Source organism: Streptococcus sp. Marseille-Q0941 (assembly GCF_943736975.1).
Classification (GTDB): domain Bacteria; phylum Bacillota; class Bacilli; order Lactobacillales; family Streptococcaceae; genus Streptococcus.
Genome location: NZ_CALSFO010000003.1, coordinates 641,649 through 664,343, shown reverse-complemented (window position 1 = coordinate 664,343; position 22,695 = coordinate 641,649). Strand labels below are relative to the sequence as shown.

28 protein-coding genes are annotated in these 22,695 nt (G+C 38.7%); 26 read left to right on the top strand and 2 right to left on the bottom strand.

Translation table 11 applies throughout. The annotated features are described in order from the left end of the window. The 3 genes from NGI26_RS05450 to NGI26_RS05440 all read left to right on the top strand — a co-directional run. Nucleotides 1-883, top strand: an 883-nt coding sequence (locus NGI26_RS05450; RefSeq protein ID WP_251937160.1) for a streptococcal pilin isopeptide linkage domain-containing protein, incomplete at its 5' end; no start/stop codon positions are given. Nucleotides 884-1,110: 227 nt separating this feature from the next. Next, a complete protein-coding gene (gene rpsU / locus NGI26_RS05445) occupies nucleotides 1,111-1,287 on the top strand; it encodes a 30S ribosomal protein S21 (RefSeq protein WP_251937158.1) in 177 nt (58 codons plus the stop codon). A gap of 64 nt (nucleotides 1,288-1,351) precedes the next feature. Further along, complete coding sequence (locus NGI26_RS05440) at nucleotides 1,352-2,011, top strand: hypothetical protein (RefSeq protein ID WP_251937155.1); 660 nt, start codon at nucleotides 1,352-1,354, stop codon at nucleotides 2,009-2,011. An 82-nt stretch (nucleotides 2,012-2,093) separates the two neighbouring features. Here the strand turns inward: NGI26_RS05440 and NGI26_RS05435 are convergent, their stop codons facing one another. Continuing rightward, a complete protein-coding gene (locus tag NGI26_RS05435; RefSeq protein ID WP_251937152.1) occupies nucleotides 2,094-2,351 on the bottom strand; it encodes a hypothetical protein in 258 nt (85 codons plus the stop codon). A 210-nt stretch (nucleotides 2,352-2,561) separates the two neighbouring features. On the opposite strand from NGI26_RS05435, the gene NGI26_RS05430 reads away from it, so the two are divergent. The 20 genes from NGI26_RS05430 to NGI26_RS05335 all read left to right on the top strand — a co-directional run bounded on the left by NGI26_RS05430 (nucleotide 2,562) and on the right by NGI26_RS05335 (nucleotide 18,204). After that, on the top strand, nucleotides 2,562-3,230 hold the full coding sequence (locus NGI26_RS05430; RefSeq protein ID WP_251937150.1) for a PspC-like choline-binding domain-containing protein: 669 nt from the start codon (nucleotides 2,562-2,564) through the stop codon (nucleotides 3,228-3,230). A gap of 202 nt (nucleotides 3,231-3,432) precedes the next feature. Next, nucleotides 3,433-4,368 (top strand): HPr(Ser) kinase/phosphatase, encoded by a 936-nt coding sequence (hprK, locus tag NGI26_RS05425; protein WP_251937147.1) that lies wholly within the window; start codon nucleotides 3,433-3,435, stop codon nucleotides 4,366-4,368. Continuing rightward, entirely contained in the window at nucleotides 4,361-5,149 is a 789-nt protein-coding gene (lgt, locus tag NGI26_RS05420) for a prolipoprotein diacylglyceryl transferase (RefSeq protein WP_251937145.1), read from the top strand. The genes hprK and lgt overlap by 8 nt, the downstream gene beginning before the upstream one ends. 1 nt (nucleotide 5,150) lies before the next feature. Next, nucleotides 5,151-5,534 (top strand): DUF948 domain-containing protein, encoded by a 384-nt coding sequence (locus NGI26_RS05415; protein WP_214262098.1) that lies wholly within the window; start codon nucleotides 5,151-5,153, stop codon nucleotides 5,532-5,534. Between the two features lie 14 nt (nucleotides 5,535-5,548). After that, nucleotides 5,549-5,944, top strand: coding sequence for a YtxH domain-containing protein (locus NGI26_RS05410; RefSeq protein WP_251937134.1), 396 nt, complete (start codon nucleotides 5,549-5,551; stop codon nucleotides 5,942-5,944). 85 nt (nucleotides 5,945-6,029) lie between these two features. Next, entirely contained in the window at nucleotides 6,030-7,160 is a 1,131-nt protein-coding gene (gene hemW / locus NGI26_RS05405) for a radical SAM family heme chaperone HemW (RefSeq protein WP_251937132.1), read from the top strand. Between the two features lie 4 nt (nucleotides 7,161-7,164). After that, entirely contained in the window at nucleotides 7,165-7,902 is a 738-nt protein-coding gene (locus NGI26_RS05400) for an acyl-[acyl-carrier-protein] thioesterase (protein ID WP_251937129.1), read from the top strand. A 10-nt stretch (nucleotides 7,903-7,912) separates the two neighbouring features. Further along, nucleotides 7,913-8,686: a TIGR01457 family HAD-type hydrolase gene (locus NGI26_RS05395; RefSeq protein WP_251937126.1), complete on the top strand. Its 774-nt coding sequence runs from the start codon at nucleotides 7,913-7,915 to the stop codon at nucleotides 8,684-8,686. Continuing rightward, the gene (locus NGI26_RS05390) at nucleotides 8,676-9,308 is read left to right on the top strand and encodes a TIGR01906 family membrane protein (protein WP_251937123.1); all 633 of its coding nucleotides are present in this window, start codon (nucleotides 8,676-8,678) and stop codon (nucleotides 9,306-9,308) included. The genes NGI26_RS05395 and NGI26_RS05390 overlap by 11 nt, the downstream gene beginning before the upstream one ends. Nucleotides 9,309-9,446: 138 nt before the next feature. After that, nucleotides 9,447-9,848: a Spx/MgsR family RNA polymerase-binding regulatory protein gene (locus tag NGI26_RS05385; RefSeq protein WP_006148218.1), complete on the top strand. Its 402-nt coding sequence runs from the start codon at nucleotides 9,447-9,449 to the stop codon at nucleotides 9,846-9,848. Then, the gene (locus tag NGI26_RS05380; protein ID WP_004252549.1) at nucleotides 9,849-10,127 is read left to right on the top strand and encodes a UPF0223 family protein; all 279 of its coding nucleotides are present in this window, start codon (nucleotides 9,849-9,851) and stop codon (nucleotides 10,125-10,127) included. After that, complete coding sequence (locus tag NGI26_RS05375) at nucleotides 10,117-10,884, top strand: inositol monophosphatase family protein (RefSeq protein ID WP_251937107.1); 768 nt, start codon at nucleotides 10,117-10,119, stop codon at nucleotides 10,882-10,884. Before NGI26_RS05380 ends, NGI26_RS05375 begins: the two co-directional genes overlap by 11 nt. Before the next feature lie 6 nt (nucleotides 10,885-10,890). After that, nucleotides 10,891-12,204: an RsmF rRNA methyltransferase first C-terminal domain-containing protein gene (locus NGI26_RS05370; RefSeq protein WP_251937105.1), complete on the top strand. Its 1,314-nt coding sequence runs from the start codon at nucleotides 10,891-10,893 to the stop codon at nucleotides 12,202-12,204. 108 nt (nucleotides 12,205-12,312) lie between these two features. After that, nucleotides 12,313-13,191, top strand: coding sequence for a phosphate ABC transporter substrate-binding protein PstS family protein (locus NGI26_RS05365; RefSeq protein ID WP_251937103.1), 879 nt, complete (start codon nucleotides 12,313-12,315; stop codon nucleotides 13,189-13,191). Continuing rightward, nucleotides 13,191-14,108, top strand: coding sequence for a phosphate ABC transporter permease subunit PstC (gene pstC / locus NGI26_RS05360; protein ID WP_251937100.1), 918 nt, complete (start codon nucleotides 13,191-13,193; stop codon nucleotides 14,106-14,108). Before NGI26_RS05365 ends, pstC begins: the two co-directional genes overlap by 1 nt. Further along, nucleotides 14,098-14,982: a phosphate ABC transporter permease PstA gene (pstA, locus tag NGI26_RS05355; protein WP_251937098.1), complete on the top strand. Its 885-nt coding sequence runs from the start codon at nucleotides 14,098-14,100 to the stop codon at nucleotides 14,980-14,982. The genes pstC and pstA overlap by 11 nt, the downstream gene beginning before the upstream one ends. A 10-nt stretch (nucleotides 14,983-14,992) precedes the next feature. Further along, nucleotides 14,993-15,796 (top strand): phosphate ABC transporter ATP-binding protein PstB, encoded by an 804-nt coding sequence (gene pstB / locus NGI26_RS05350; protein ID WP_004252558.1) that lies wholly within the window; start codon nucleotides 14,993-14,995, stop codon nucleotides 15,794-15,796. A 12-nt stretch (nucleotides 15,797-15,808) separates the two neighbouring features. Next, nucleotides 15,809-16,567 carry a phosphate ABC transporter ATP-binding protein PstB gene (gene pstB, locus NGI26_RS05345; RefSeq protein ID WP_223338828.1) on the top strand — a complete coding sequence of 253 codons (759 nt, stop codon included), beginning with the start codon at nucleotides 15,809-15,811 and terminating at the stop codon, nucleotides 16,565-16,567. Nucleotides 16,568-16,578: 11 nt separating this feature from the next. Then, nucleotides 16,579-17,232, top strand: coding sequence for a phosphate signaling complex protein PhoU (gene phoU, locus NGI26_RS05340; protein ID WP_251937095.1), 654 nt, complete (start codon nucleotides 16,579-16,581; stop codon nucleotides 17,230-17,232). A 156-nt stretch (nucleotides 17,233-17,388) separates the two neighbouring features. Then, nucleotides 17,389-18,204 (top strand): ABC transporter substrate-binding protein, encoded by an 816-nt coding sequence (locus NGI26_RS05335; RefSeq protein WP_251937092.1) that lies wholly within the window; start codon nucleotides 17,389-17,391, stop codon nucleotides 18,202-18,204. A 222-nt stretch (nucleotides 18,205-18,426) separates the two neighbouring features. Here the strand turns inward: NGI26_RS05335 and NGI26_RS05330 are convergent, their stop codons facing one another. Beyond that, a complete protein-coding gene (locus NGI26_RS05330; protein WP_251937089.1) occupies nucleotides 18,427-19,755 on the bottom strand; it encodes an aminotransferase-like domain-containing protein in 1,329 nt (442 codons plus the stop codon). A 330-nt stretch (nucleotides 19,756-20,085) separates the two neighbouring features. Between NGI26_RS05330 and budA the strand changes: the two genes are divergently transcribed. The 3 genes from budA to murB all read left to right on the top strand — a co-directional run bounded on the left by budA (nucleotide 20,086) and on the right by murB (nucleotide 22,599). Next, complete coding sequence (gene budA / locus NGI26_RS05325; RefSeq protein WP_251937086.1) at nucleotides 20,086-20,814, top strand: acetolactate decarboxylase; 729 nt, start codon at nucleotides 20,086-20,088, stop codon at nucleotides 20,812-20,814. A 12-nt stretch (nucleotides 20,815-20,826) separates the two neighbouring features. Then, nucleotides 20,827-21,579 carry a YhfC family intramembrane metalloprotease gene (locus NGI26_RS05320; protein ID WP_251937083.1) on the top strand — a complete coding sequence of 251 codons (753 nt, stop codon included), beginning with the start codon at nucleotides 20,827-20,829 and terminating at the stop codon, nucleotides 21,577-21,579. A 114-nt stretch (nucleotides 21,580-21,693) separates the two neighbouring features. After that, entirely contained in the window at nucleotides 21,694-22,599 is a 906-nt protein-coding gene (gene murB, locus NGI26_RS05315) for a UDP-N-acetylmuramate dehydrogenase (protein WP_251937079.1), read from the top strand. The last annotated feature ends 96 nt before the right edge of the window (nucleotides 22,600-22,695 follow it).

Genomic DNA, 22,695 nt, shown 5'->3' with positions numbered 1-22,695 from the left:
ATACTCAACAGAATCTTACACAGTTAAAGTAACTGTAGTAGATAACGGTCAAGGTCAATTGGTTGCGACTGTAGAAAATGCGGAAGCAGATCGTGTCTTCACTAACACTTATAAAGCAGCTTCAACAGAAGCTGTTATCAAAGCAATTAAAGAATTAGTTGGTAAAGAACTTGCTAAAGAACAATTTGAGTTTGAATTGAGCGAAGGCGGAAACGTCATTGCAACATCATCAAACGGTAAAGAAGTTGAGGGTGTTGAAGTTGCAACAAACGAAGTAGCCTTCAAACTTTCATACACTGAAGCTGGAGACCACGAATATACAATTACAGAAAAAGCTGGTACAGCAGAAGGAGTTACATACTCTAAAGAAAGCTATACAGTTCATGTTAAAGTTGTAGATAACGGTGAAGGTCAATTAGTTGCGACTGTTAAAGAAGCTGATGAAGTTCGTAAGTTCACAAACACTTACACTACAACAACTGAAGCTCCAACAACAACTGAAGCTCCAACAACAACTGAAGCTCCAACAACAACAGAAGCTCCAACAACAACTGAAGCTCCAACAACAACTGAAGCTCCAACAACAACAGAAGCTCCAACAACAACAGAAGCTCCAACAACAACTGAAGCTCCAACAACAACAGAAGCTCCAACAACAACTGAAGCCCCAACAACAACTGAAGCCCCAACAACAACTCCAGAAGGACCTACAACAACTCCAGGTAACCCAGGAGGAGATGCAAGTGGTTCTCGTTCAACAACTACAACAGAAGAGGGATCAAGTCTTCCATCTACTGGTGAGGCTACAAGCCTAGTACTTGTATTGGCTGGTGTGGTAATCTTGTCAGGTACTGTTGTTATGAAACGTAAATTTACTAAATAATAATTTTTAGAAAATCTACACAATCTTAAAGAGAGCCGAAAGGCTCTCTTTTCAATTTAATGAGTTTATTAATCCTCCTATCCAATAAATTACTTTTTATAAAATAGTGATAAAAGCAAGTTTGAAATTAATAGTGAAAATTCATGGAATAAAGCATTTTAGTCTTGACAAATAGCTCTTATCCATGTGAAATAGAATAGATCTTGAACTTGAAGGGAGTGAAAAAAATGTCTAAAACAGTAGTACGTAAGAATGAATCTCTTGACGATGCACTTCGTCGTTTCAAACGTGCGGTTACTAAAGTTGGTACTCTTCAAGAAACACGCAAACGTGAATTCTATGAAAAACCTTCTGTAAAACGTAAACGTAAATCAGAAGCAGCTCGTAAACGTAAAAAATTCTAATTGAAGTGAAAGGCTAGATTTGTCTAGTCTTTTTTTACACATTGTGTAGAGATATGAGGAACTTATGAAAGAGTATATAAAAGAATATCAAAAGATGCGCGAAAAACGCTTTAAGGATTGGGGGTATTATTCAGCTCCTATAAACTGGCAGGAATTTGAAGCGTCTAATCAGAGGATATTTCAAAAGTATTTGAATGATTCAAAAGTATTGTCTGATGATGTTTTAAGGACAAAGTTGTACAGCAGCTTTTTGATAGATGATATCAAGTATTTTGCATACTATATAGCTTTTTTAGACGGAGATTACAAACAATTAAATAATGCTTTGTGGCAAATAGGAAGAGATGAATTGATTAGAGGTGGTTTGCTTGCAAGTGGAACAATCTATACGGATGGTATTTTGAGAGGTTTATTTACCTCTTTTGCATGTAACGATTTTTCGGTCATTTCATCTTATATACCAAAAGACTTGCCTTTACTGAAAGGAACCTATTATCCCCAAAATGTCATTAATCTTTTATACGCTCTTTATTATCAAGATGAAGACAGATTATCAGAGTCTATCATACTGGCACAACAGTTTTTAGAGAAGAAAAAAAGAACAGGGATGGAAGAATTTTCTGTTCGTTACTTTATAAACTTGGCAAGAAAAGACGTAGCTGGGATAAGCCAAAACTTACAAAACTTATGCCTAGCTTATCAGAAACGAGGTTATCCCTTTTAAAAGATAGATAAATGCTTTGCTGATGAAGTTCATGGTCTCTATCGCTTGGTGAAATATTTTGATCATTTGATGTTCGAAGAAGTTAGTATGCCGTCTCATAAGACTTTTCTGCAGGATTTTGAAAAATGGCAAGTCCAAAATCAGTTTCCACAAGGGCAACAGTTCTATTCCTATCCACAAGATATGGCTGACGCAAACAGAATACTAACAAGCGAACTTCCAAGGATTCACATAGAAAAATCAGGAAAGGACTTGGGAATAGATGTTGATCGATTTGCTGTTGATTTGTCTCAATCATTGAAATGATGATTGTGTTTAACAGGGAATTCTGTTCAATCATTCATGCATTTATGGTTATTTATGATTTACTTAAATTTGTACATTCACTTAACTTATATAAAACCTGTCTAAATTGATTCGTAGATTGAAAAAAATTTTAGAAGTTATAAAATAATTTTAGAAGTTATAAAATAATTTATTTGAAATATAAAAATAATTATATATTTCAATTGAATTTTAAAGAAAATATAGCTTCAATGATAGTGGTGCTATGGAAACTGGCTGGAAACAAACAGATGGTAAATGGTACTATTACGCAGCTAGTGGCGAAATGAAAAAAGGCTGGCTTAAAGATGTTGGTAAGTGGTACTACTTGAGTTATAAAGACGGCGCTATGGTTACTGGACGACAAGAAATTGACGGTATTCAATATAGCTTCAATGGCAGTGGTGCTATGGAAACTGGTTGGGTATATGACGGTAAAGATTGGTACTATTATAGAGCTTCTGGTGCTATGGAGATTGGTTGGTTCAAGTACACTGGCAAATGGTTCTTCTTAGACCATGAAACTGGAAAAATGGTTACAGGAATTCATGAAGTTTCTGGAGAGAACTATTACTTTAACAAAGCTGGCGAAATGAAAACAGGTTGGATTCAAGAAAAAGGCGAATGGTATTACTTCAAAGCAAGTGGTGCAATGCTTCGCAATGGAACAACTCCTGATGGTTACAAAGTTGACGGTGAAGGTAGATGGTTACCTAATGGTGTAACAACAACAACTACTACTTCTACAACAGAAACAACAACGGTTGAGGAAACAACTCAAGAACAGACAACACAGGAAACAACTGTGGAATCAACAACTGTTGAACCTAAAGCTGAAGTTGCAACAACTAGTGAAAACAACTCAAATCCTGCTAGTGGTGATAAAGCCTCTTAATATTTTCTTAAGAAAATAAATACTGTGGGTATGCATTTTAAGAAAGAATCAAGCAACATTATGTAGCTTGATTCTTTTTTTGTATAGCGTTCATATTACGAAAGCTTGTTTTCAAATAAATAGTATAAACACTGTTAAAAAGACTAACTTCCAGCTACAATTTGATATAATGGTAAAGAGAACTCAATTGAAGGAGGAATATATGTCGGTTTCAGTAAAAGAAGTAATTGAGAAGCTTAGACTGGACATTGTCTATGGGGAGCCTGAATTACTTGAAAAGGAAATTAATACTGCAGATATAACGCGACCAGGTCTTGAAATGACAGGCTATTTTGATTACTACACTCCAGAGCGGATTCAACTGTTAGGAATGAAGGAGTGGTCTTACCTGATTAGCATGTCTTCTCACAACCGTTATACTGTTTTGAAAAAAATGTTCCAGCCAGAAACACCAGCAGTTATTGTTGCACGGGGTCTAGTTGTTCCTGAAGAAATGTTAAAGGCTGCTAGAGAATGTAAAATTGCAATTTTAACAAGTCGTACAGCTACAAGTCGTCTTTCAGGCGAATTGTCTAGTTATCTTGACTCTCGCTTAGCTGAACGTGCAAGCGTGCATGGTGTTCTAATGGATATCTATGGTATGGGTGTTCTCATTCAAGGTGATAGCGGTATTGGTAAGAGTGAGACTGGTCTTGAGCTTGTAAAACGTGGACATCGTCTAGTTGCAGATGATCGTGTAGATATCTATTCTAAGGACGAGATGACACTTTGGGGAGAACCTGCTGAAATTTTGAAACATTTGTTAGAAATTCGTGGAGTTGGGATCATTGATGTCATGAGTCTTTATGGAGCTAGTGCTGTTAAGGATTCTTCACAGGTCCAGTTAGCTGTCTATCTAGAAAATTACGATACAAATAAGGTCTTTGACCGCTTGGGGAACAATGCTGAAGAGTTGGTAATTTCAGGTGTTTCCATTCCGCGTATTCGAATTCCTGTAAAAACAGGACGTAATATTTCTGTGGTCATTGAAGCTGCTGCCATGAACTATCGTTCTAAGGAAATGGGCTTTGATGCGACACGTCTCTTTGAAGAAAGATTGACGAAATTAATTGAAAAGAATGAGGTGAAAAATGATTGATCCAATTGCTTTTCAAATCGGTCCGTTAGCTATTAGATGGTATGCACTCTGTATCGTTTCTGGGCTTATCTTAGCAGTATATCTAGCAAGTAAAGAAGCACCTAAAAAGAAAATTTTATCTGATGATATTATTGACTTTATACTAGTAGCCTTTCCTCTGTCCATTATTGGTGCAAGACTCTACTATGTCATCTTTAAGTTTGACTATTATAGTCAACATATTGGAGAAATCTTTGCTATATGGAATGGTGGTCTTGCTATTTATGGTGGTTTAATTACAGGTGCTATTGTTCTATATATCTTTGCGGATCGCAAGCTGATTAATACCTGGGACTTCCTAGATATTGCAGCACCAAGTGTCTTGATTGCCCAGAGTCTTGGACGTTGGGGAAATTTCTTTAACCAAGAAGCTTATGGAGCAGTTGTAGAGAGTCTTGACTACTTGCCTGGTTTCATTAAGAATCAGATGTATATTGATGGCTCATATCGACAACCAACCTTCCTGTACGAGTCTATTTGGAACCTTATTGGTTTCGCTTTAATTGTTATTTTTAGACGCCGATTAAATGGTATTCGTCGTGGTCATATCACAGCTTTTTATCTGATTTGGTATGGATTTGGCCGTATGATTATTGAAGGCATGCGCACAGATAGTCTCATGTTCTTAGGAATTCGAGTATCTCAGTTGTTATCTGTCTTCTTAATTGGTCTTGGAATTTATATTATTATGTATCAAAACCGGAAAAAAGCACCATTTTATAATGTAAAAGAGGAGAATTAAAATGTTAGAAGTTGCTTATATTCTTGTGGCTATCGCCTTGATTGTATTTATAGTTTATTTGATTATTACGCTTCAAAAAGTTGGACGTGTAATCGATGAAACTGAAAATACTGTTAAAACGTTAACTTCAGATGTAAATGTTACTCTACATCACACAAACGAGCTTCTTGCCAAAGTCAATGTTCTTGCTGATGATATCAATGTCAAAGTTGCAACCATTGATCCACTCTTTACAGCTGTTGCAGATCTTTCTGTTTCTGTTTCTGATTTAAATGAGCAGGCTCGTGTGTTGAGTAAAAAAGCATCATCTGCTGGTTCAAAAACATTAAAGACTAGTGCAGGATTGTCTGCTGTTCGTTTTGCAAGCAAATTTTTTAAAAAATAAAAAGGAGATAAGTCATGGGTAAATTATCATCAATTCTTTTAGGAACTTTTTCAGGTGTGGCTGTTGCCTTGTTTTTAACAAGTGAAAAAGGGAAACGCGTTACGAGTCAAGCACAAGACTTTTTAGAAGATCTGAAAGAAGATCCAGAATACGCAAAAGAACAAGTCTGTGAAAAGCTGGCTGATGTCAAAGATCAAACCAAAGAATTTGTTCTTAAAACTAAGGAACAAATTGAATCTGGGGAAATTACGATTGATACAGTCCTAGATAAAGCAAAATACCATGCTCAACAAGCGACTGAGACTTCAAAAGAGACCTTGAACAATCTCAAGGAACAATTGGAAGAAAAAGTAGTTGTTGAAGAGCAAGAAGACGGTCAAGAAATCGTTATCGAAATCGAAGAAGACTAAAATAGAATCACTATTCTTGATTTTCTAAAGAATCAGGAATGGTGATTTTTTTCTTGAGGGAAGTCTTTGTGGTATAATAAATACTATGCAGAAGAAACCAACATCAGCTTATGTGCACATCCCTTTTTGTACACAAATCTGTTATTATTGTGACTTTTCAAAGGTCTTTATTAAAAATCAACCGGTAGATAGCTATCTAGAGCATCTCTTAGAAGAGTTTGCTTCTTACGATATTCAAAAGTTGCGTACTCTCTATATTGGAGGAGGGACACCAACAGCCTTGTCTGCTTCACAATTGGAAGTTTTGTTAGATGGTTTGACTAGGAATCTGGATTTTTCTGTTTTAGAAGAGTTAACCATAGAGGCAAATCCTGGTGATTTGGATGAGGACAAGATTGCAGTCTTAAAGAATTCAGCTGTCAATCGTGTTTCACTAGGTGTGCAGACCTTTGATGACAAAATGCTGAAAAAAATTGGTCGAAGCCATTTGGAAAAAGATATCTATGAAAATATAGACCGTCTCAAGTTAGCAGGATTTGATAATATTTCCATTGACTTGATTTACGCTCTTCCTGGTCAAACCATGGAACAGGTCAAGGATAATGTTGCCAAGGCCATCGCTTTGGACATTCCCCATATGAGTCTCTATAGTTTGATTTTGGAAAATCATACGGTCTTTATGAATCGCATGCGGCGTGGAAAGTTACCACTTCCTAAAGAAGAAGTAGAAGCTGAAATGTTCGAATATATCATTGCTGCATTAGAGCGTGCTGGTTTTGAGCATTACGAGATTTCAAATTTTTCAAAACCTGGTTTTGAAAGTCGTCATAACCTCATGTATTGGGATAATGCTGAGTATTATGGTATCGGTGCTGGTGCTTCAGGTTATGTCAATAGTGTTCGCTATAAGAATCATGGTCCAATACGCCATTATTTGAAGGCAGTAGAAGAGGGAAATGCTCGCATCCATGAAGAACATCTGAGTCAAAGGGAACAGATGGAAGAAGAGATGTTTCTTGGCCTTCGTAAGAAGTCTGGTGTTTCCATGACACGATTTGAAGAAAAATTTGAGCGGTCTTTCGATGGACTTTACGGAGAAATTGTCAGAGATTTGGTTCAACAGGGGCTTATGCAGGTTGACGGTGACCGAGTGAGAATGACGAAGAGAGGTCTCTTTTTAGGAGATACAGTAGCAGAAAGATTTATATTGGAGTAGAACTATGGGCTTAACTTATCAAATGAAGATGAAAATTCCTTTCGATATGGCTGACATGAATGGTCATATCAAACTACCAGATGTGATCTTGTTATCTTTGCAGGTATCAGGAATGCAATCAATTGAACTGGGAGTAAGTGACAAGGATGTTTTAGAACAGTACAATCTGGTCTGGATCATCACAGACTATGACATCGATGTGGTTCGTTTGCCTCGTTTTGCTGAGGAGATTACAATCGAAACAGAAGCCTTGACTTATAACCGTCTTTTTTGCTATCGCCGATTTACCATTTACGATGAAACTAGTCAAGAAATCATCCACATGGTAGTTACCTTTGTCCTCATGGATCGTGAGAGTCGAAAGGTTCACCCTGTAGAATCAGAAATTGTTGCTCCTTATCAATCTGAATTTTCTAAAAAACTGATCCGTGGGCCAAAATACGAGGAGCTAGAAGATGCAATCAGCAAGGACTATCATGTTCGTTTTTACGACTTGGATATGAATGGCCACGTCAATAATAGCAAATACCTAGACTGGATTTTTGAGGTCATGGGAGCAGATTTCCTAACCAATCATATTCCTAAAAAAATCAACCTCAAATATGTCAAGGAAGTTCGACCAGGTGGAATGATTACTTCTAGCTATGAATTAAATGGATTTGAGAGCAATCACCAAGTTACAAGTGATGGCGATATCAATGCTCAGGCAAAGATAATTTGGCAAGAAATTAACACAGATTAGAAAGTAATATATGACTTATAAAGGCTATTTAATTGATTTAGACGGTACAATTTATAAAGGAAAAGATAGGATCCCAGCTGGTGAAGCATTTGTTCACGAGTTACAAAAGAGAGAGATTCCCTATCTTTTTGTAACAAACAACACTACTCGTACACCTGAAAGTGTCCAAGAGATGTTGGCAAATCAGTTTAATATTGATACGCCTGTATCGACAATCTATACTGCAACCTTAGCGACAATTGATTACATGAATGACCTGGGGCTTGAAAAGACCGTTTATGTGATTGGAGAAGCAGGGCTCAAGGAAGCTATTCGAGCAGCTGGTTATGTTGAAGATAAAGAAAATCCAGCCTATGTGGTTGTAGGTTTGGACTGGCAAGTTGATTATGAAAAATTTGCTACTGCAACCCTAGCTATCCATAAAGGTGCTCATTTTATCGGCACCAACCCAGATTTAAATATTCCAACAGAACGTGGACTTTTACCTGGTGCTGGTTCTCTGATTACTCTTCTTGAAGCAGCAACTCGCGTAAAACCAGTTTATATTGGAAAACCAAATGCGATTATTATGGATAAGGCTGTTGAACATCTAGGATTTGAACGCCAAGAAATTGTCATGGTGGGGGATAATTATCTTACTGATATTCGAGCTGGTATTGATAATGGTATTCCAAGTCTTTTGGTGACGACAGGATTTACAAAACCTGAAGAAGTAGCGGATTTACCAATCGCCCCAACCCATGTCCTCTCAAGTCTAGCGGAGTGGAATTTCGATGAAAACTAAATTTACTTTTATAGGAAATCTTCTATTTCTCCTCTCGCTTGCTATTTTATTGACCATATATCTGTCTTGGTTGATTTACCCTCTGGAGATTTCTTGGTTAAATCTGACAAGTCGTGTTCATGTCCAACCTCAGACCATCCAACATAACTTTAATGTTTTGATGGATTATTTGACCAATCCATTGAGTCAAGTATTAGCAATGCCAGATTTTCCTTCGTCTGCCTCTGGAATTCACCACTTTGTGGTTGTAAAGGGGCTCTTTCACCTAGCGCAAGGAGTAGCAATCGTAACTCTACCAATTTTCTACCTTTTTTGGAAGCAAGTCATTCAGAAAGGTTTTCTGTCTCTATATCGTAGAGGTCTCTTGATTATGCTGTCTTTACCTTTGCTTCTTGGTTTAGTTGGCGTCTTCATTGGGTTTGAACAATTCTTTACCTTGTTTCATCAGATTCTATTTGTAGGTGATGATACCTGGCTTTTTGATCCCGCTAAAGATCCAGTCATTCTCATCCTACCAGAGAATTTTTTCTTGCATGCCTTTCTCCTATTTTTCTGCTTGTATGAACTGCTTTTTGGTTTCATGTATCTACTAAGTTGGAAAAAATTACCGAAAAAAGAATAAATGCATAAAATTGTTTTAAAAAATTGTAGGAAAAACCTATTTTTCTTTAAAAAGTAGGTTTTTTTACGGAAATAACTAGTCAAGCGCTTTATTTTTTTGTATAATGGAGTAAGAAAAGTATGCAAAGAAGAGAATAGCATGATTACACTATTTTTATCACCGAGTTGTACATCATGTCGTAAGGCAAAGGCCTGGCTTGATAATCATAAAGTGCCTTTCCAAGAGCACAATATTATGACCAGTCCTTTATCAAGAAAAGAACTACAACACATTCTTTCCTTGACCGAAAACGGTACCGATGACATCATTTCAACTCGTTCAAAAATTTTCCAAAAGTTAAATATCGATGTGGAAAGTATCTCGGTGACAGAGTTGCTTAATTTAATTGAGCAATATCCTAGTCTTTTGCGTCGTCCAATCATCATTGATGATAAACGTATGCAGATTGGCTTTAATGAAGATGAGATTCGTGCATTTCTTCCTCGTAGTTATCGTAAGCAAGAATTGAAAGAAGCTACATTAAGAGCTGGTATTAATTAGATGAATAAACAGTATAGTTACCCACTAGATTTGTCGTGGAGCACTGAAGAACTTGCTTCAGTGCTTTCTTTTTTTAATGATGTTGAAGCTGCCTATGAAACACAGGTAGATGCTAAGAAACTATTAGATTCCTACAAGGTATTCAAGTCAGTTGTGCCTAGCAAGAGCGAAGAAAAACGTTTGGGACGTGAGTTTGAATCAGTTAGTGGATACTCTTTCTACCGTGCAGTCCAGTTGGCCAAAGAAAAAGGAGAAGGGAAGATTTCACTTGGAAAATAAATTTACATTTGCCAAAGAAATTGTCAGGGAAGCTGGGGAATACATTCTCCGGCATATGAAAGAAGATCTCCATGTTGAGAGAAAGTCTTCCCCTACAGATTTGGTAACTAAGTTAGATAAAGAAGTTCAAGACTTACTTATTAAAAAAATCCGTTCTCGCTATCCAGATGATTTATTTTGTGCAGAAGAAGGCTGCATGCGTGCAGCAGTAGGACAAGGTTCGGTATGGATTATTGATCCTATTGATGGAACCAACAACTTCGTGGCACAAGGTGAAGACTTTGCTGTTATGCTGGCCTATTTTGAGGAAGGTGTTGGTAAGTTTGGTATTATCTATGATGTCATGAAAGGTGATTGCTACCATGGTGGAGGAGACTTCCCGCCTTGTCGTAATGACGAACGTTTACCAATATTTATAAAGAAACCATTGAGAGAATTTTTGGTGGCTGGTAATGCTAGAATGTTAGAGACTAATGAATGGGGCTTAGCTGATTTGGGAAATGCTGCCCTTGGTACACGAGTTTATGGCAGTGCCGCTATTAGTTTTGCCAAGGTTCTTTCCGGTCAACTTTTAACATATATCACTTATTTACAACCTTGGGATTATGCAGCTGCAAGTATTTTAGGTGAAAGTTTGGGTTATAAGGTTCTTACAATTGCTGGTGATAAAGTCGATTTTAAAACACGTCAAGCTGTTATGATGGTGCCAGTCGAGATGATAGATGAGATTCAATCCTATATCTATGAAAGGAAATAAAGGTACATGCAATTTCCAGAAGGATTTGTAAAAAAATACGAAAGAATCTTGGGAGACGAGGCAAGAGCTTTTCTTGCCTCTTTTGATGATGAGGCTGTTTCTGCTTTTCGTATCAATCCCCTAAAAGAAAGCCAACTTTCTTTTTCGGATGCTATTCCAAATACACCTTGGGGCTATTATGGTAAGGTTTCTGGGAAATCACCAGAACATGTAACGGGCTTGGTTTATTCTCAAGAACCAGCTGCACAAATGGTTGCACAAGTAGCTCAGCCTAGACCAGGTATGAAGGTATTGGACTTAGCAGCAGCACCTGGTGGGAAATCAACCCAGCTGGCAGCTTATCTTGCTGGTGAGGGGATTTTAGTTTCTAACGAAATTTCAAACAAACGAGCCAAAGTCTTGGTTGAAAATATGGAACGCTTTGGTGCGACCAATGTCGTTGTGACTAATGAATCTGCTGAACGCTTGGCAACGGTTTTTAAAGGCTATTTTGACCTGATCGTTTTAGATGCTCCTTGCTCGGGTGAAGGAACGTTTCGTAAACAGCCAGATGCCATGGACTATTGGAGTGAGGATTATCCTAGTCAATGCGCTAGACTACAACGTGAGATTTTAGAAGATGCTGTTACCATGTTGGCTGAAGGTGGTCGACTTGTCTACTCTACTTGTACTTGGGCTCCAGAAGAAAATGAGGAAATCATTCACTGGCTTCTAGATAGCTATGATTTTGAATTGATTCCAATCGAACACATCAATGGAATGATGCCAGGAATTGATTTGCCTGAAACAGCTCGGATGTACCCACATCATTTTAAGGGAGAAGGTCAGTTTGTTGCCCATCTTCAGTTTAAGGGACAAAACAAGCCTGGGAAGTTCAAGCCTTCTAAGGCGAATCTCAGTCGTGAACAGTTGAGTTTGTGGCAAGATTTTGAGAAGAAGCATTTAAAAGAAAAACTACTAGGAGTCCTACAAGTTTTTGGGGACCAACTTTATCTCTTACCAGAAGTCCTACCAGATATTGGTAAACTTAAGATAGCTCGTAATGGTCTTCATCTTGGGACTTTTAAGAAAAAACGCTTTGAGCCAAGTTTTGCTCTTGGATTAGCTTTGAAATCGAGTCAAGTTAAGCAAACGATTGAAATTCATCAAGAAGACTTTGTCAAATACGTAGCAGGTGAAACGGTTCAATTAGAGCAAGATTTTAGTAATGGTTGGTACCAAGTTTTGGTTTGCGGTAATGGTCTTGGTTTTGCAAAAGTGACTGGAAATACTCTGAAGAACTACTTCCCTAAAGGATTGAGGTTTCAGGTGAAAAACTAGTCAAAATCAGTATTCTATGTTATAGTGGAAGTATGGATTTTCGTGAGAATATTAGGAATGAAGGACGTAAATCCAAGCTATTCATCATTATTTTCAAGGAGACAAATAGTGAAAAAATTTAAAAAACTCGCCCTCTCTCTTGCGACTCTTTTACTTGCTGGTTCGCTAGCAGGGTGTGCAAGTTGGATTGATCGTGGGGAGTCTATGACTGCTGTCGGATCAACGGCCCTCCAACCTTTAGTAGAGGCTGCAGCAGATGAATTTGCATCTGCCAATATTGGTAAAACAGTTAACGTTCAAGGTGGTGGTTCTGGTACTGGTTTGTCTCAAGTCCAGTCAGGAGCAGTAGACGTTGGGAACTCTGATGTATTTGCGGAGGAGAAAGATGGTATCGATGCCACAGCCTTAGTTGACCACAAGGTAGCTGTTGCGGGTATAGCTGTTATCATCAACAAAGAAGTAGATGTCGATAACCTAACAACAGAACAACTTCGACAAATCTTTACAGGAGAAATTACCAACTGGAAAGAAGTTGGTGGTAAGGACTTAGCAATCTCAATCATCAACCGGGCTGCTAGTTCAGGTTCTCGTGCGACCTTTGACAGTGTAATTATGAATGGTCAGTCAGCGATTCAAAGTCAGGAACAAGATTCTAATGGAATGGTTAAATCAATTGTTTCTCAAACACCGGGTGCCATTTCCTACCTAGCCTTTGCCTATGTCGATGACTCAGTTGGGACAATCAAACTCAATGGTTATGAACCAATCTCAGAAAACGTTACAACTAACAATTGGCCTTTGTGGTCTTATGAACACATGTATACTCTTGGTGAGCCAAAAGAATTAGTTGCAGAATTCTTAAACTTTGTCCTTTCAGATGAAGCTCAGAATGGAATCGTAAAAGGAATGGGCTATATCTCTGTTAAGGAAATGAAGGTTGAGAAAGATGCTACAGGTACTGTGACAGCGCTAGAAGGGAGCCAATAATGAATCAAGAAGAATTATCTAAAAAATTGCTCTCTCCGTCAAAGAACTCTCGTCTTGAGAAATTAGGAAAAGGGCTAACCTTTGCCTGTCTTTCGTTGATTGTCATCATCGTTGCTATGATTTTGATTTTCGTGGCTCAGAAAGGTTTATCAACCTTCTTTGTCAATGGAGTCAATATTTTTGATTTTCTATTTGGACAGACTTGGAATCCATCTGGGAAACAATTCGGCGCCCTACCGATGATTTTGGGTTCCTTTATTGTTACCATCTTATCGGCTCTGATAGCAACACCATTTGCAATTGGTGCAGCTGTCTTTATGACAGAAGTATCACCAAAAGGAGCCAAGATTTTGCAACCAGCTATTGAACTTCTCGTAGGGATTCCTTCGGTAGTTTACGGATTTATTGGTTTGCAAGTCGTTGTTCCATTTGTTCGTACTGTCTTTGGTGGAACAGGGTTTGGAATCTTGTCAGGGATTTTTGTGCTTTTCGTCATGATTTTGCCAACTGTTACCTTTATGACCACAGATAGCCTACGTGCAGTGCCTCGTCATTATCGTGAAGCCAGTTTAGCTATGGGTGCAACTCGCTGGCAAACCATCTGGCGTGTAACCTTGAAGGCTGCCCGTTCAGGTATTTTTACGGCAGTAGTTTTCGGGATGGCCCGTGCCTTTGGTGAGGCCCTTGCGATTCAAATGGTTGTCGGTAACTCAGCAGTTATCCCAACTTCATTGACGACACCAGCCGCGACTCTGACATCCGTTTTGACGATGGGAATCGGAAATACTGTTATGGGAACTGTTGATAATAATGTTCTTTGGTCACTGGCCTTAGTCTTACTTTTGATGAGTTTGGCCTTTAACAGTGTGATTAAATTGATTACAAAAGAGAGAGGAAAGAAAAACTATGCACGCTAAGAAATTAGATAAACTTGCTACAGCTGTCCTCTACACCATCGCAGGAATCATTGTGACCATTCTTGCTTCCTTGATTCTTTATATCTTGGTTCGAGGCTTGCCACATGTTTCTTGGTCATTCTTGACAGGGAAATCATCCTCTTATCAAGCAGGTGGGGGTATTGGGATTCAGCTTTATAATTCCTTTTTCCTTTTAGTGATTACCTTATTAATCTCTGTGCCTCTATCAATGGGAGCTGGAATTTACTTAGCTGAATATGCCAAAAAAGGTCGTGTTACTAATTTTGTTCGTACCTGTATTGAAATCTTGTCATCTCTACCATCAGTAGTTGTGGGACTCTTTGGTTACCTCATCTTTGTAGTCCAGTTTGAATATGGATTTTCCATTATTTCTGGTGCCTTGGCTCTAACAGTCTTTAATCTTCCACAGATGACTCGTAACGTTGAAGACAGTTTGAAACACGTTCACCATACGCAACGTGAAGCTGGTTTGGCCCTTGGACTCTCTCGTTGGGAAACAGTCCTTCATGTGGTTATTCCTGAAGCTCTTCCCGGTATTGTGACTGGAATTGTTCTTGCATCAGGTCGTATCTTTGGTGAAGCTGCAGCCCTTATCTATACAGCAGGTCAATCTGCACCAGCTCTTGACTGGTCTAACTGGAATGTCCTAAGTGTAACTAGCCCAATCTCTATCTTCCGTCAAGCAGAAACCTTGGCTGTCCATATCTGGAAAGTTAACAGTGAAGGAACTATTCCTGATGGAACTCTGGTTTCAGCGGGTTCTGCAGCAGTGCTCCTCATCTTTATCTTGATCTTTAACTTTGGAGCACGTAAACTCGGAAGCTATCTACATAAGAAATTAACTGCAGCCTAAAGGAGAAGCCATGTCAAAATATAATTGGGATGAAAGGCATATCATTACTTTTCCAGAAGAAAAAGTGGCCCTCTCTACGAAGGATTTACATGTTTACTACGGTAAGAATGAATCCATCAAGGGCGTGGATATGCAATTCGAAAAAAATAAAATTACTGCCTTGATTGGCCCATCAGGTTCTGGGAAATCAACCTACCTACGCAGTCTCAACCGTATGAATGATACTATTGATATTGCAAAGGTTACAGGACAAATTCTCTACCAAGGAATTGACGTCAATCGTCCTGAAATCAATGTCTATGAAATGCGTAAACATATCGGAATGGTTTTCCAGCGTCCAAATCCATTTGCCAAGTCAATCTACCGCAACATCACCTTTGCACATGAACGTGCAGGCGTTAAGGACAAGAAGGTTCTTGATGAAATTGTAGAAACCTCTCTACGTCAAGCTGCCCTCTGGGACCAGGTCAAAGATGATTTACACAAGTCAGCCTTGATGCTTTCTGGTGGTCAGCAACAACGTCTCTGTATCGCTCGCGCCATCTCTGTCAAGCCAGATATCCTCTTGATGGATGAGCCAGCGTCAGCCTTGGATCCAATTGCGACAGCCCAGCTGGAAGAAACCATGTTGGAATTGAAGAAGGATTTTACCATCATTATCGTTACCCACAGTATGCAACAGGCTGCGCGTGCGAGTGACTACACAGGCTTCTTCTACTTGGGTGATCTAATTGAGTACGATAAAACGTCAAATATTTTCCAAAATGCTAAGCTACAGTCTACCAATGACTATGTAACTGGACATTTTGGTTAGAAAGGGAACAGTATGACAGAACCGATTTTACAGGTTTCAGACCTGTCAGTCTATTACAACAAAAAGAAGGCTTTGAATAGTGTTTCCTTATCCTTCCAACCTAAGGAAATTACAGCTCTTATCGGTCCGTCTGGATCTGGAAAATCAACACTTCTAAAGGCTATCAATCGAATGGGTGACCTTAATCCTGAAGTGACGACAACTGGATCAGTCGTCTATAATGGTCACAACATCTATAGTCCTCGTACCGATACGGTTGAATTACGTAAGGAAATCGGAATGGTTTTCCAACAACCCAATCCTTTCCCCATGTCTATCTATGAAAATGTCGTCTACGGTCTCCGTATCAATGGAGAAAAAGACAAGCAGGTCTTGGATGAAGCTGTGGAGAAAGCTTTACAGCGTGCTTCAATCTGGGATGAGGTCAAGGATCGCTTGCATGATTCTGCTATTGGTCTTTCAGGTGGTCAACAACAACGTGTTTGTGTAGCACGTGTATTGGCAACTAGCCCTAAAATTATCCTCTTGGATGAACCAACTTCAGCCTTGGACCCTATTTCTGCTGGGAAGATTGAGGAAACCTTGTATGGTCTAAAAGACAAGTACACTATGCTCTTGGTCACTCGTTCTATGCAGCAAGCATCTCGAATCTCTGATAAGACAGGATTTTTCCTCAATGGAGATTTGATTGAATTTAACGATACCAAGGAAATGTTCCTCTATCCGCAACATAAGGAAACAGAGGACTACATTTCAGGTAAATTTGGATAAGGAGTGAGAAGATGTTACGATCTCAATTTGAAGAAGATTTAGAGAAATTGCATAATCAGTTTTATGCTATGGGACAAGAAGTTCTTTCCCAAATCAATCGTACCGTACGTGCTTTTGTAACGCATGACCGTGATATGGCTAAAGAAGTCATCGAGGAAGATGCAGAAGTAAACGAATACGAAGTAAAACTTGAAAAGAAATCATTTGAAATGATTGCGCTACAACAGCCAGTTTCGCAAGATTTACGTACAGTATTAACAGTTCTAAAAGCTGTGTCAGACTTAGAACGTATGGGAGACCATGCAGTTTCTATCGCAAAGGCAACTATTCGTATGAAGGGTGAGCAACGCATCCCTGCAGTCGAGGAAGAAATTAAAAAAATGGGTCGCGAAGTAAAAAACTTTGTTGAAGCTGCTTTAGAACTTTATTTGAATGGTTCTGTGGATCAAGCCTACGAAGTAGCAGCTCTGGATGAAAAAATCAATCATTACTTTGATAGCATTCGTGATTTGGCTACAGAAGAAATCAAGAAACATCCTGAGGCCATCATAACAGGTCGTGATTATTTCCAAGTTATTTCTTATTTGGAACGCATCGGTGACTATGCAAAGAATATCTGTGAATGGGTTGTTTACTTTGAAACAGGTAAGATTGTTGAATTGTAAAATTGATTAAATATACATAAAAAGGAGCTAAATAATGAATAAAAGCTCCTTTTTAGATACAAAAAATGAAAAAACAAATAAATATTAAGCCCTCTCTTGACAAATACAGTTCGCTGAGTTATAATTATACAAAATTGACAGAGAGGTTGTTTATTTATGAAATTTAAAAAATGGATATTTGTCTTATGTAGTTTTCTTGCAAGCTTCTTTTTAGTAGCATGTCAATCGTCTAGCTCAAGCTCACAGTCTGCAGTAGAGGCTATCAAACAAAAAGGGAAATTAGTGGTCGCAACTAGTCCTGACTATGCACCATTTGAGTTTCAAGCTTTAGTGGATGGCAAAAACCAAGTTGTAGGTGCTGATATTGACATGGCACAAGCAATCGCTGATGAACTTGGAGTGAAATTGGAAATTTCAAGCATGAGTTTTGATAATGTCTTGACCAGTCTTCAAACAGGGAAAGCAGATTTGGCTATTGCGGGAATCAGTGCCACTGAAGAAAGAAAAGAAGTTTTTGATTTTTCAATTCCTTACTATGAAAACAAAATTAGCTTTCTAATTAGAAAATCTGATCTTGAAAAATACAAGGATTTGGATTCTCTAGCAAGCACAAATATCGCTGCTCAAAAAGGAACTGTTCCAGAATCAATGGTTAAAGAGCAACTTCCAAAAGCACAGTTGACTTCATTGACCAACATGGGAGAAGCAGTTAATGAGCTTCAATCAGGTAAAGTTGATGCTGTTCATATGGACGAGCCAGTAGCCCTAAGTTATGCAACTAAAAACTCTGATTTGGCTGTTGCTACAGTCAGCTTAACCATGAAAGAGGGTGAAGAAAATGCAGTAGCTATCAAGAAAGGAAATTCTGACTTGAAGGAAGTAGTTGATAAGGTCATCCAAAAACTTAAAGATGACGGCACTTATCAAACTTATCTTGAAAAGGCTGCTAAGCTAACAGAAGTTGAACAATAAAAAATAACGAGGCTGGGACAAAAGTCCTAGCCTCTCAATTGTCTTTGGATTATCGAGCAAGACTCAGTGGTTGAGTGGGCTCTATTACGCTGATTTCATCAGCTTTTACAGACTTATACTCTTCGAAAATCTCTTCAAACCACGTCAGCGTCCCCTTACCGTACTCAAGTACAGCTTGCGGCTAGCTTCCTAGTTTGCTCTTTGATTTTCATTGAGTATTACTCAACTGTGCGGAGGTGGGGCGACGAAATCGAATTCTAACGAATGACCGATTTCTGTCCCACTCTCTGTTTTTAAGTAGTTTAATGTTTCTTCAAGATTTTCAAAAGGAATTTTTGCAAAGTGATAGGGACAAGTCCCTATGTAGGATGATGCAAAAAAGTCGAGTTTTAAAGGACTGTGTTTGAGACTAGCGATTTTAGGATAGTTCCTAAGGTCAAGCAAGACACCGTCATGAAGCGGATAGATCGGTAGGGAAATGGGATAAGCTTTTAAAAGTTTCTGAATCTGTTCCTGACTTTTCTCTTGTAGAGTCAATCTTGCTACTCTATTTTTTTCAAAGAGTTGACTATCAATATAGAGTGATAAAGCCTTTTGCATAATGAGGTTGTTATCATAGTCCAGAATATTTTTATAGGCGACAAAAGCATCTTTAAGAACATTTGGAAGTATGAGAGCAGTGATTCGAAGTGCGGGAAATATACTGGTTGAAAAAGACTTAATGTAGATAACCAAATCATGTTGGTCCAAATAATGAAAGGTTTGTCCCATTTTAGGATCTAGATCCCCCAGATAATCATCTTCAACGATATAAATTTGATATTTGGCTGCTAAATCAAGGATAGCACGTTTCTCCTCTTCAGAATAAGAATGTCCCAGAGGATAGTGGAAGCGTGGAATGGTATAGAAAAACTTAATGTTTCCATTTTTAAAGTGTTCCTCAAGTTCTTTCAGGTCAATGCCATCCACCCGACGTTCAATGGTTTGATAGGGAAAGTTTTGAGCTAGCAGAAGCTGATTCATTCGGTGATAGGTCGGTTGTTCGACCAGTATTTCTTGTCCCTTACCTGGAAAATCAATCTGAGAAAGAATAAAAAGTGCTTGCTGGGTTCCAGTTGTCATGACTAATTGGTCGGGTTTGCTATAGATAGCTTGCTCAAAAAGGAGTTTCTGAACAGACTTTCGTAATTCTTCTAAACCCTCTTGGTGTTCATAATAGTTGTAGAGATAGTTTTCTCGACCAATCAAGCTTTCATTTACACAAAGACGAAAGTCATCGTAGGCAGCGGCGTGTTCGTCATTGACCGAGATAACGAGGTCTTCGTGGCTTGCTTGTTGTTCTAGAACATAATAGCCACTTTGAGGTTTGGAGTATATGTATTTCTCGTACCGGAGTTCCAAAAGTGCACGCTGCACCGTATCTTTACTGCAGTGGAAGTCTTGACTGAGTTTACGGATAGAAGGTAGACGACTTCCTGTTTGAAGTTTTCCTGATTCTATCTCTGCTTTTAGATAGTGAACAACTTGTTCGTACTTGCTTTCTTGCTTCATTCCAGACCTCTCTTGATTTTGTTATATTGTACCCTTTTTTTAGACGTTTGGCAATGTTATACTCTTCGAAAATCTCTTCAAACTGCGTCAGCTTCACCTTGCCGTATATGTAGGATACTGACTACGTCAGTTCTATCCACAACCTCAAAACAGTGTTTTGAGCTGACTACGTCAGTTCTATCCACAACCTCAAAACAGTGTTTTGAGAAACCTGCGGCTAGTTTCCTAGTTTGCTCTTTGATTTTCATTGAGTATTAAAAGGATATTCAACGTTCAATTCTAAAAAGAAATGTGATATACTTAGTAAGTAAAAATTCAAAGAAGAGTGAGATGATAAAGGTGCAAGAACCAGTTAAATTATTCCAATACAATACCTTGGGGGCCTTGATGGCTGGACTATACGGTGGGACCATGACCGTTGGTGAGTTGCTTGAACATGGGGATTTAGGACTAGGAACCTTGGACTCTATTGATGGAGAATTGATTGTCTTAGATGGGAAAGCCTATCAAGCTAAAGGTTCAGGGGAGAAGCCTGAAATCGTAGAAGTTTCTCCAGACGCACTGATTCCTTATGCGGCAGTTGTCCCCCACCAAGCAGAAGTTATTTTCCGTCAGCGTTTTGAGATGACTGATAAGGAACTAGAAAAACGAATTGAATCCTACTATGATGGGGAAAATCTTTTCCGTTCGATTAAAATTCATGGTGATTTTAAACACATGCATGTTCGCATGATTCCAAAATCGACAAGCGAAACGAAATTTGCTGAGGTCGCGACTCATCAGCCTGAATATAGAGCTGAAAATGTAATAGGAACTATCGTTGGTTTCTGGACACCAGAGATTTTTCATGGGGTCAGTGTTGCCGGTTATCATTTACACTTTATCTCAGATGACCTAACCTTTGGTGGCCATGTTATGGATTTTGTCATCAAGGAAGGAATCATAGAGGTTGGAGCGGTTGATCAACTGGATCAACGTTTTCCTGTCCAGGACCGTCAGTACCTCTTTGCTAAGTTTAATGTTGATGAGATGAAAAAAGATATCGATCAGGCAGAATAAAAGGAGACAAGTATGAAAATTCATGTAATAATCACAATGATTGCTTTATTCGTATTTCTCATAGCAGCCATTTGGTATGCAAAAAAGAAGTACAAGATTAACCTTTCAGTTTTAGGACTTGGAGCAGTTGCATTCTTTGTCTCCTCTCAAGTCTTAGAGAAGATTGTTCACCTTATCGTTCTTCACCCACAAAAAGATGGAACCATTTCGCTTATGCAGGAGCATCCTTTTCTATATGTCCTTTATGGAATCGCTATGGCAGCTTTCTTTGAAGAAACGGCTCGCCTTGTCTTCTTTAAATGGTTAGAGAAGAAGAGAAACTTGGAAGACGCGGATGCCCTTGCCTATGGACTTGGTCATGGTGGCTTGGAATTGCTCTACCTCGGAATGGGAAGCTTGATTAGTCTTTTGATCCTCTTTTCATTATTAGAGTCTTCAAATCCAGATTTGGCAAATATCCTTCCCCAAAATACACTTGAAACAGTTCAATCTCTATCTGGATGGCAGGTTTATTTACTAGGTGTTGAGCGCGTGCTTGCTCTGGTTATGCAAATCGGTCTCTCTTTCTGGGTTTATCAGGCAGTTCGTCAAAAGAATTGGATTTATCTAGCAACTGCTTATGGTTTACATGCCTTCTTTGATTTGGCTCCGAGTCTATCACAGGTTGGTTGGATTTCAAATCCGCTTCTTGTTGAAGGATTGTTAGCAGTGGAAGTTGTAGGATTTATCTTCTTAACAAAAACAATCTTTTGCAAAAAACAATAGTGTCAAAGAGGCTTAGCCTCTTTTTGTATGGCCATTTGAAAAAGGCTACATAATCATCGAAAAAAGTCGCTAAAAATGGTATAATGGAATGAATTTTATAAAAGGATAAGAAAGATGACTGTATTAGAAAAATTAAAAGAAAACTTAGATGGAATTGATATTCGATTCGATGAGCCATTGAAAACTTATGCCTATACCAAAGTCGGAGGAAAGGCAGATTACTTAGCTTTTCCTCGTAATCATTATGAGATGGCCCGTGTGGTTAAGTTTGCGAATCAAGAAAATATCCCATGGATGGTTCTCGGAAATGCCAGTAATATTATCGTCCGAGAAGGTGGAGTTCGTGGTTTTGTCATTATGTGTGACAAGCTCAACAATGTTTCGGTTGATGGTTATACCATTGAAGCAGAAGCAGGAGCTAACTTGATTGAAACAACTCGCATTGCTCTTCGCCATAGTTTGACTGGATTTGAGTTTGCATGCGGGATTCCTGGAAGTGTCGGTGGCGCTGTATTTATGAATGCTGGTGCCTATGGTGGTGAGATTGCGCATATCCTGCAATCCTGTCAGGTCTTGACAAAGGAAGGTGAAATCGAGACTTTATCAGTCAAAGATTTAGCCTTTGGTTACCGTCATTCAGCTATTCAAGATTCTGGGGCTGTTGTCTTATCAGCTAAATTCTCACTTTCTCCTGGGAATTATGAAACAATCAAACAAGAAATGGATCGCTTGACCCACCTTCGAGAACTTAAACAACCTTTGGAATATCCATCATGTGGTTCTGTCTTTAAACGTCCAGTCGGGTATTTTGCAGGACAATTGATTTCAGAAGCTGGTTTGAAGGGCTACCGTATCGGTGGTGTCGAAGTCTCAGAAAAACATGCAGGCTTTATGATTAATGTAGCTGATGGAACTGCTAGAGATTATGAAGACTTAATTGAGTCTGTCATTGAAAAAGTTAGAGAACATTCTGGTGTTACCCTTGAGCGAGAAGTTCGTATCTTGGGTGACCACGAATAACATTATTTTTACATAGCATTAAAAGATTGGGATTTTATTGCTAGATAGGGTTTAGGACGTTTTATTTCCGACACTTGTTTCTAGCATACTAACAAG

What these genes read in the sequence shown, in the direction of transcription:
- rpsU (WP_251937158.1), top strand. Translation starts at nt 1,111, where the DNA reads ATGTCTAAAACAGTAGTACGTAAGAATGAATCTCTTGACGATGCACTT.
- budA (WP_251937086.1), top strand. Translation starts at nt 20,086, where the DNA reads ATGATAAAGGTGCAAGAACCAGTTAAATTATTCCAATACAATACCTTG.
- NGI26_RS05330 (WP_251937089.1), bottom strand. Translation starts at nt 19,755, where the DNA reads ATGAAGCAAGAAAGCAAGTACGAACAAGTTGTTCACTATCTAAAAGCA.
- NGI26_RS05390 (WP_251937123.1), top strand. Translation starts at nt 8,676, where the DNA reads ATGAAAACTAAATTTACTTTTATAGGAAATCTTCTATTTCTCCTCTCG.
- NGI26_RS05415 (WP_214262098.1), top strand. Translation starts at nt 5,151, where the DNA reads ATGTTAGAAGTTGCTTATATTCTTGTGGCTATCGCCTTGATTGTATTT.
- NGI26_RS05440 (WP_251937155.1), top strand. Translation starts at nt 1,352, where the DNA reads ATGAAAGAGTATATAAAAGAATATCAAAAGATGCGCGAAAAACGCTTT.
- pstA (WP_251937098.1), top strand. Translation starts at nt 14,098, where the DNA reads ATGCACGCTAAGAAATTAGATAAACTTGCTACAGCTGTCCTCTACACC.
- NGI26_RS05335 (WP_251937092.1), top strand. Translation starts at nt 17,389, where the DNA reads ATGAAATTTAAAAAATGGATATTTGTCTTATGTAGTTTTCTTGCAAGC.
- NGI26_RS05400 (WP_251937129.1), top strand. Translation starts at nt 7,165, where the DNA reads ATGGGCTTAACTTATCAAATGAAGATGAAAATTCCTTTCGATATGGCT.
- hemW (WP_251937132.1), top strand. Translation starts at nt 6,030, where the DNA reads ATGCAGAAGAAACCAACATCAGCTTATGTGCACATCCCTTTTTGTACA.
- NGI26_RS05320 (WP_251937083.1), top strand. Translation starts at nt 20,827, where the DNA reads ATGAAAATTCATGTAATAATCACAATGATTGCTTTATTCGTATTTCTC.
- NGI26_RS05385 (WP_006148218.1), top strand. Translation starts at nt 9,447, where the DNA reads ATGATTACACTATTTTTATCACCGAGTTGTACATCATGTCGTAAGGCA.
- NGI26_RS05370 (WP_251937105.1), top strand. Translation starts at nt 10,891, where the DNA reads ATGCAATTTCCAGAAGGATTTGTAAAAAAATACGAAAGAATCTTGGGA.
- pstB (WP_004252558.1), top strand. Translation starts at nt 14,993, where the DNA reads ATGTCAAAATATAATTGGGATGAAAGGCATATCATTACTTTTCCAGAA.
- pstC (WP_251937100.1), top strand. Translation starts at nt 13,191, where the DNA reads ATGAATCAAGAAGAATTATCTAAAAAATTGCTCTCTCCGTCAAAGAAC.
- NGI26_RS05395 (WP_251937126.1), top strand. Translation starts at nt 7,913, where the DNA reads ATGACTTATAAAGGCTATTTAATTGATTTAGACGGTACAATTTATAAA.
- NGI26_RS05435 (WP_251937152.1), bottom strand. Translation starts at nt 2,351, where the DNA reads ATGATTGAACAGAATTCCCTGTTAAACACAATCATCATTTCAATGATT.
- murB (WP_251937079.1), top strand. Translation starts at nt 21,694, where the DNA reads ATGACTGTATTAGAAAAATTAAAAGAAAACTTAGATGGAATTGATATT.
- lgt (WP_251937145.1), top strand. Translation starts at nt 4,361, where the DNA reads ATGATTGATCCAATTGCTTTTCAAATCGGTCCGTTAGCTATTAGATGG.
- NGI26_RS05430 (WP_251937150.1), top strand. Translation starts at nt 2,562, where the DNA reads ATGGAAACTGGCTGGAAACAAACAGATGGTAAATGGTACTATTACGCA.
- NGI26_RS05380 (WP_004252549.1), top strand. Translation starts at nt 9,849, where the DNA reads ATGAATAAACAGTATAGTTACCCACTAGATTTGTCGTGGAGCACTGAA.
- phoU (WP_251937095.1), top strand. Translation starts at nt 16,579, where the DNA reads ATGTTACGATCTCAATTTGAAGAAGATTTAGAGAAATTGCATAATCAG.
- NGI26_RS05410 (WP_251937134.1), top strand. Translation starts at nt 5,549, where the DNA reads ATGGGTAAATTATCATCAATTCTTTTAGGAACTTTTTCAGGTGTGGCT.
- hprK (WP_251937147.1), top strand. Translation starts at nt 3,433, where the DNA reads ATGTCGGTTTCAGTAAAAGAAGTAATTGAGAAGCTTAGACTGGACATT.
- pstB (WP_223338828.1), top strand. Translation starts at nt 15,809, where the DNA reads ATGACAGAACCGATTTTACAGGTTTCAGACCTGTCAGTCTATTACAAC.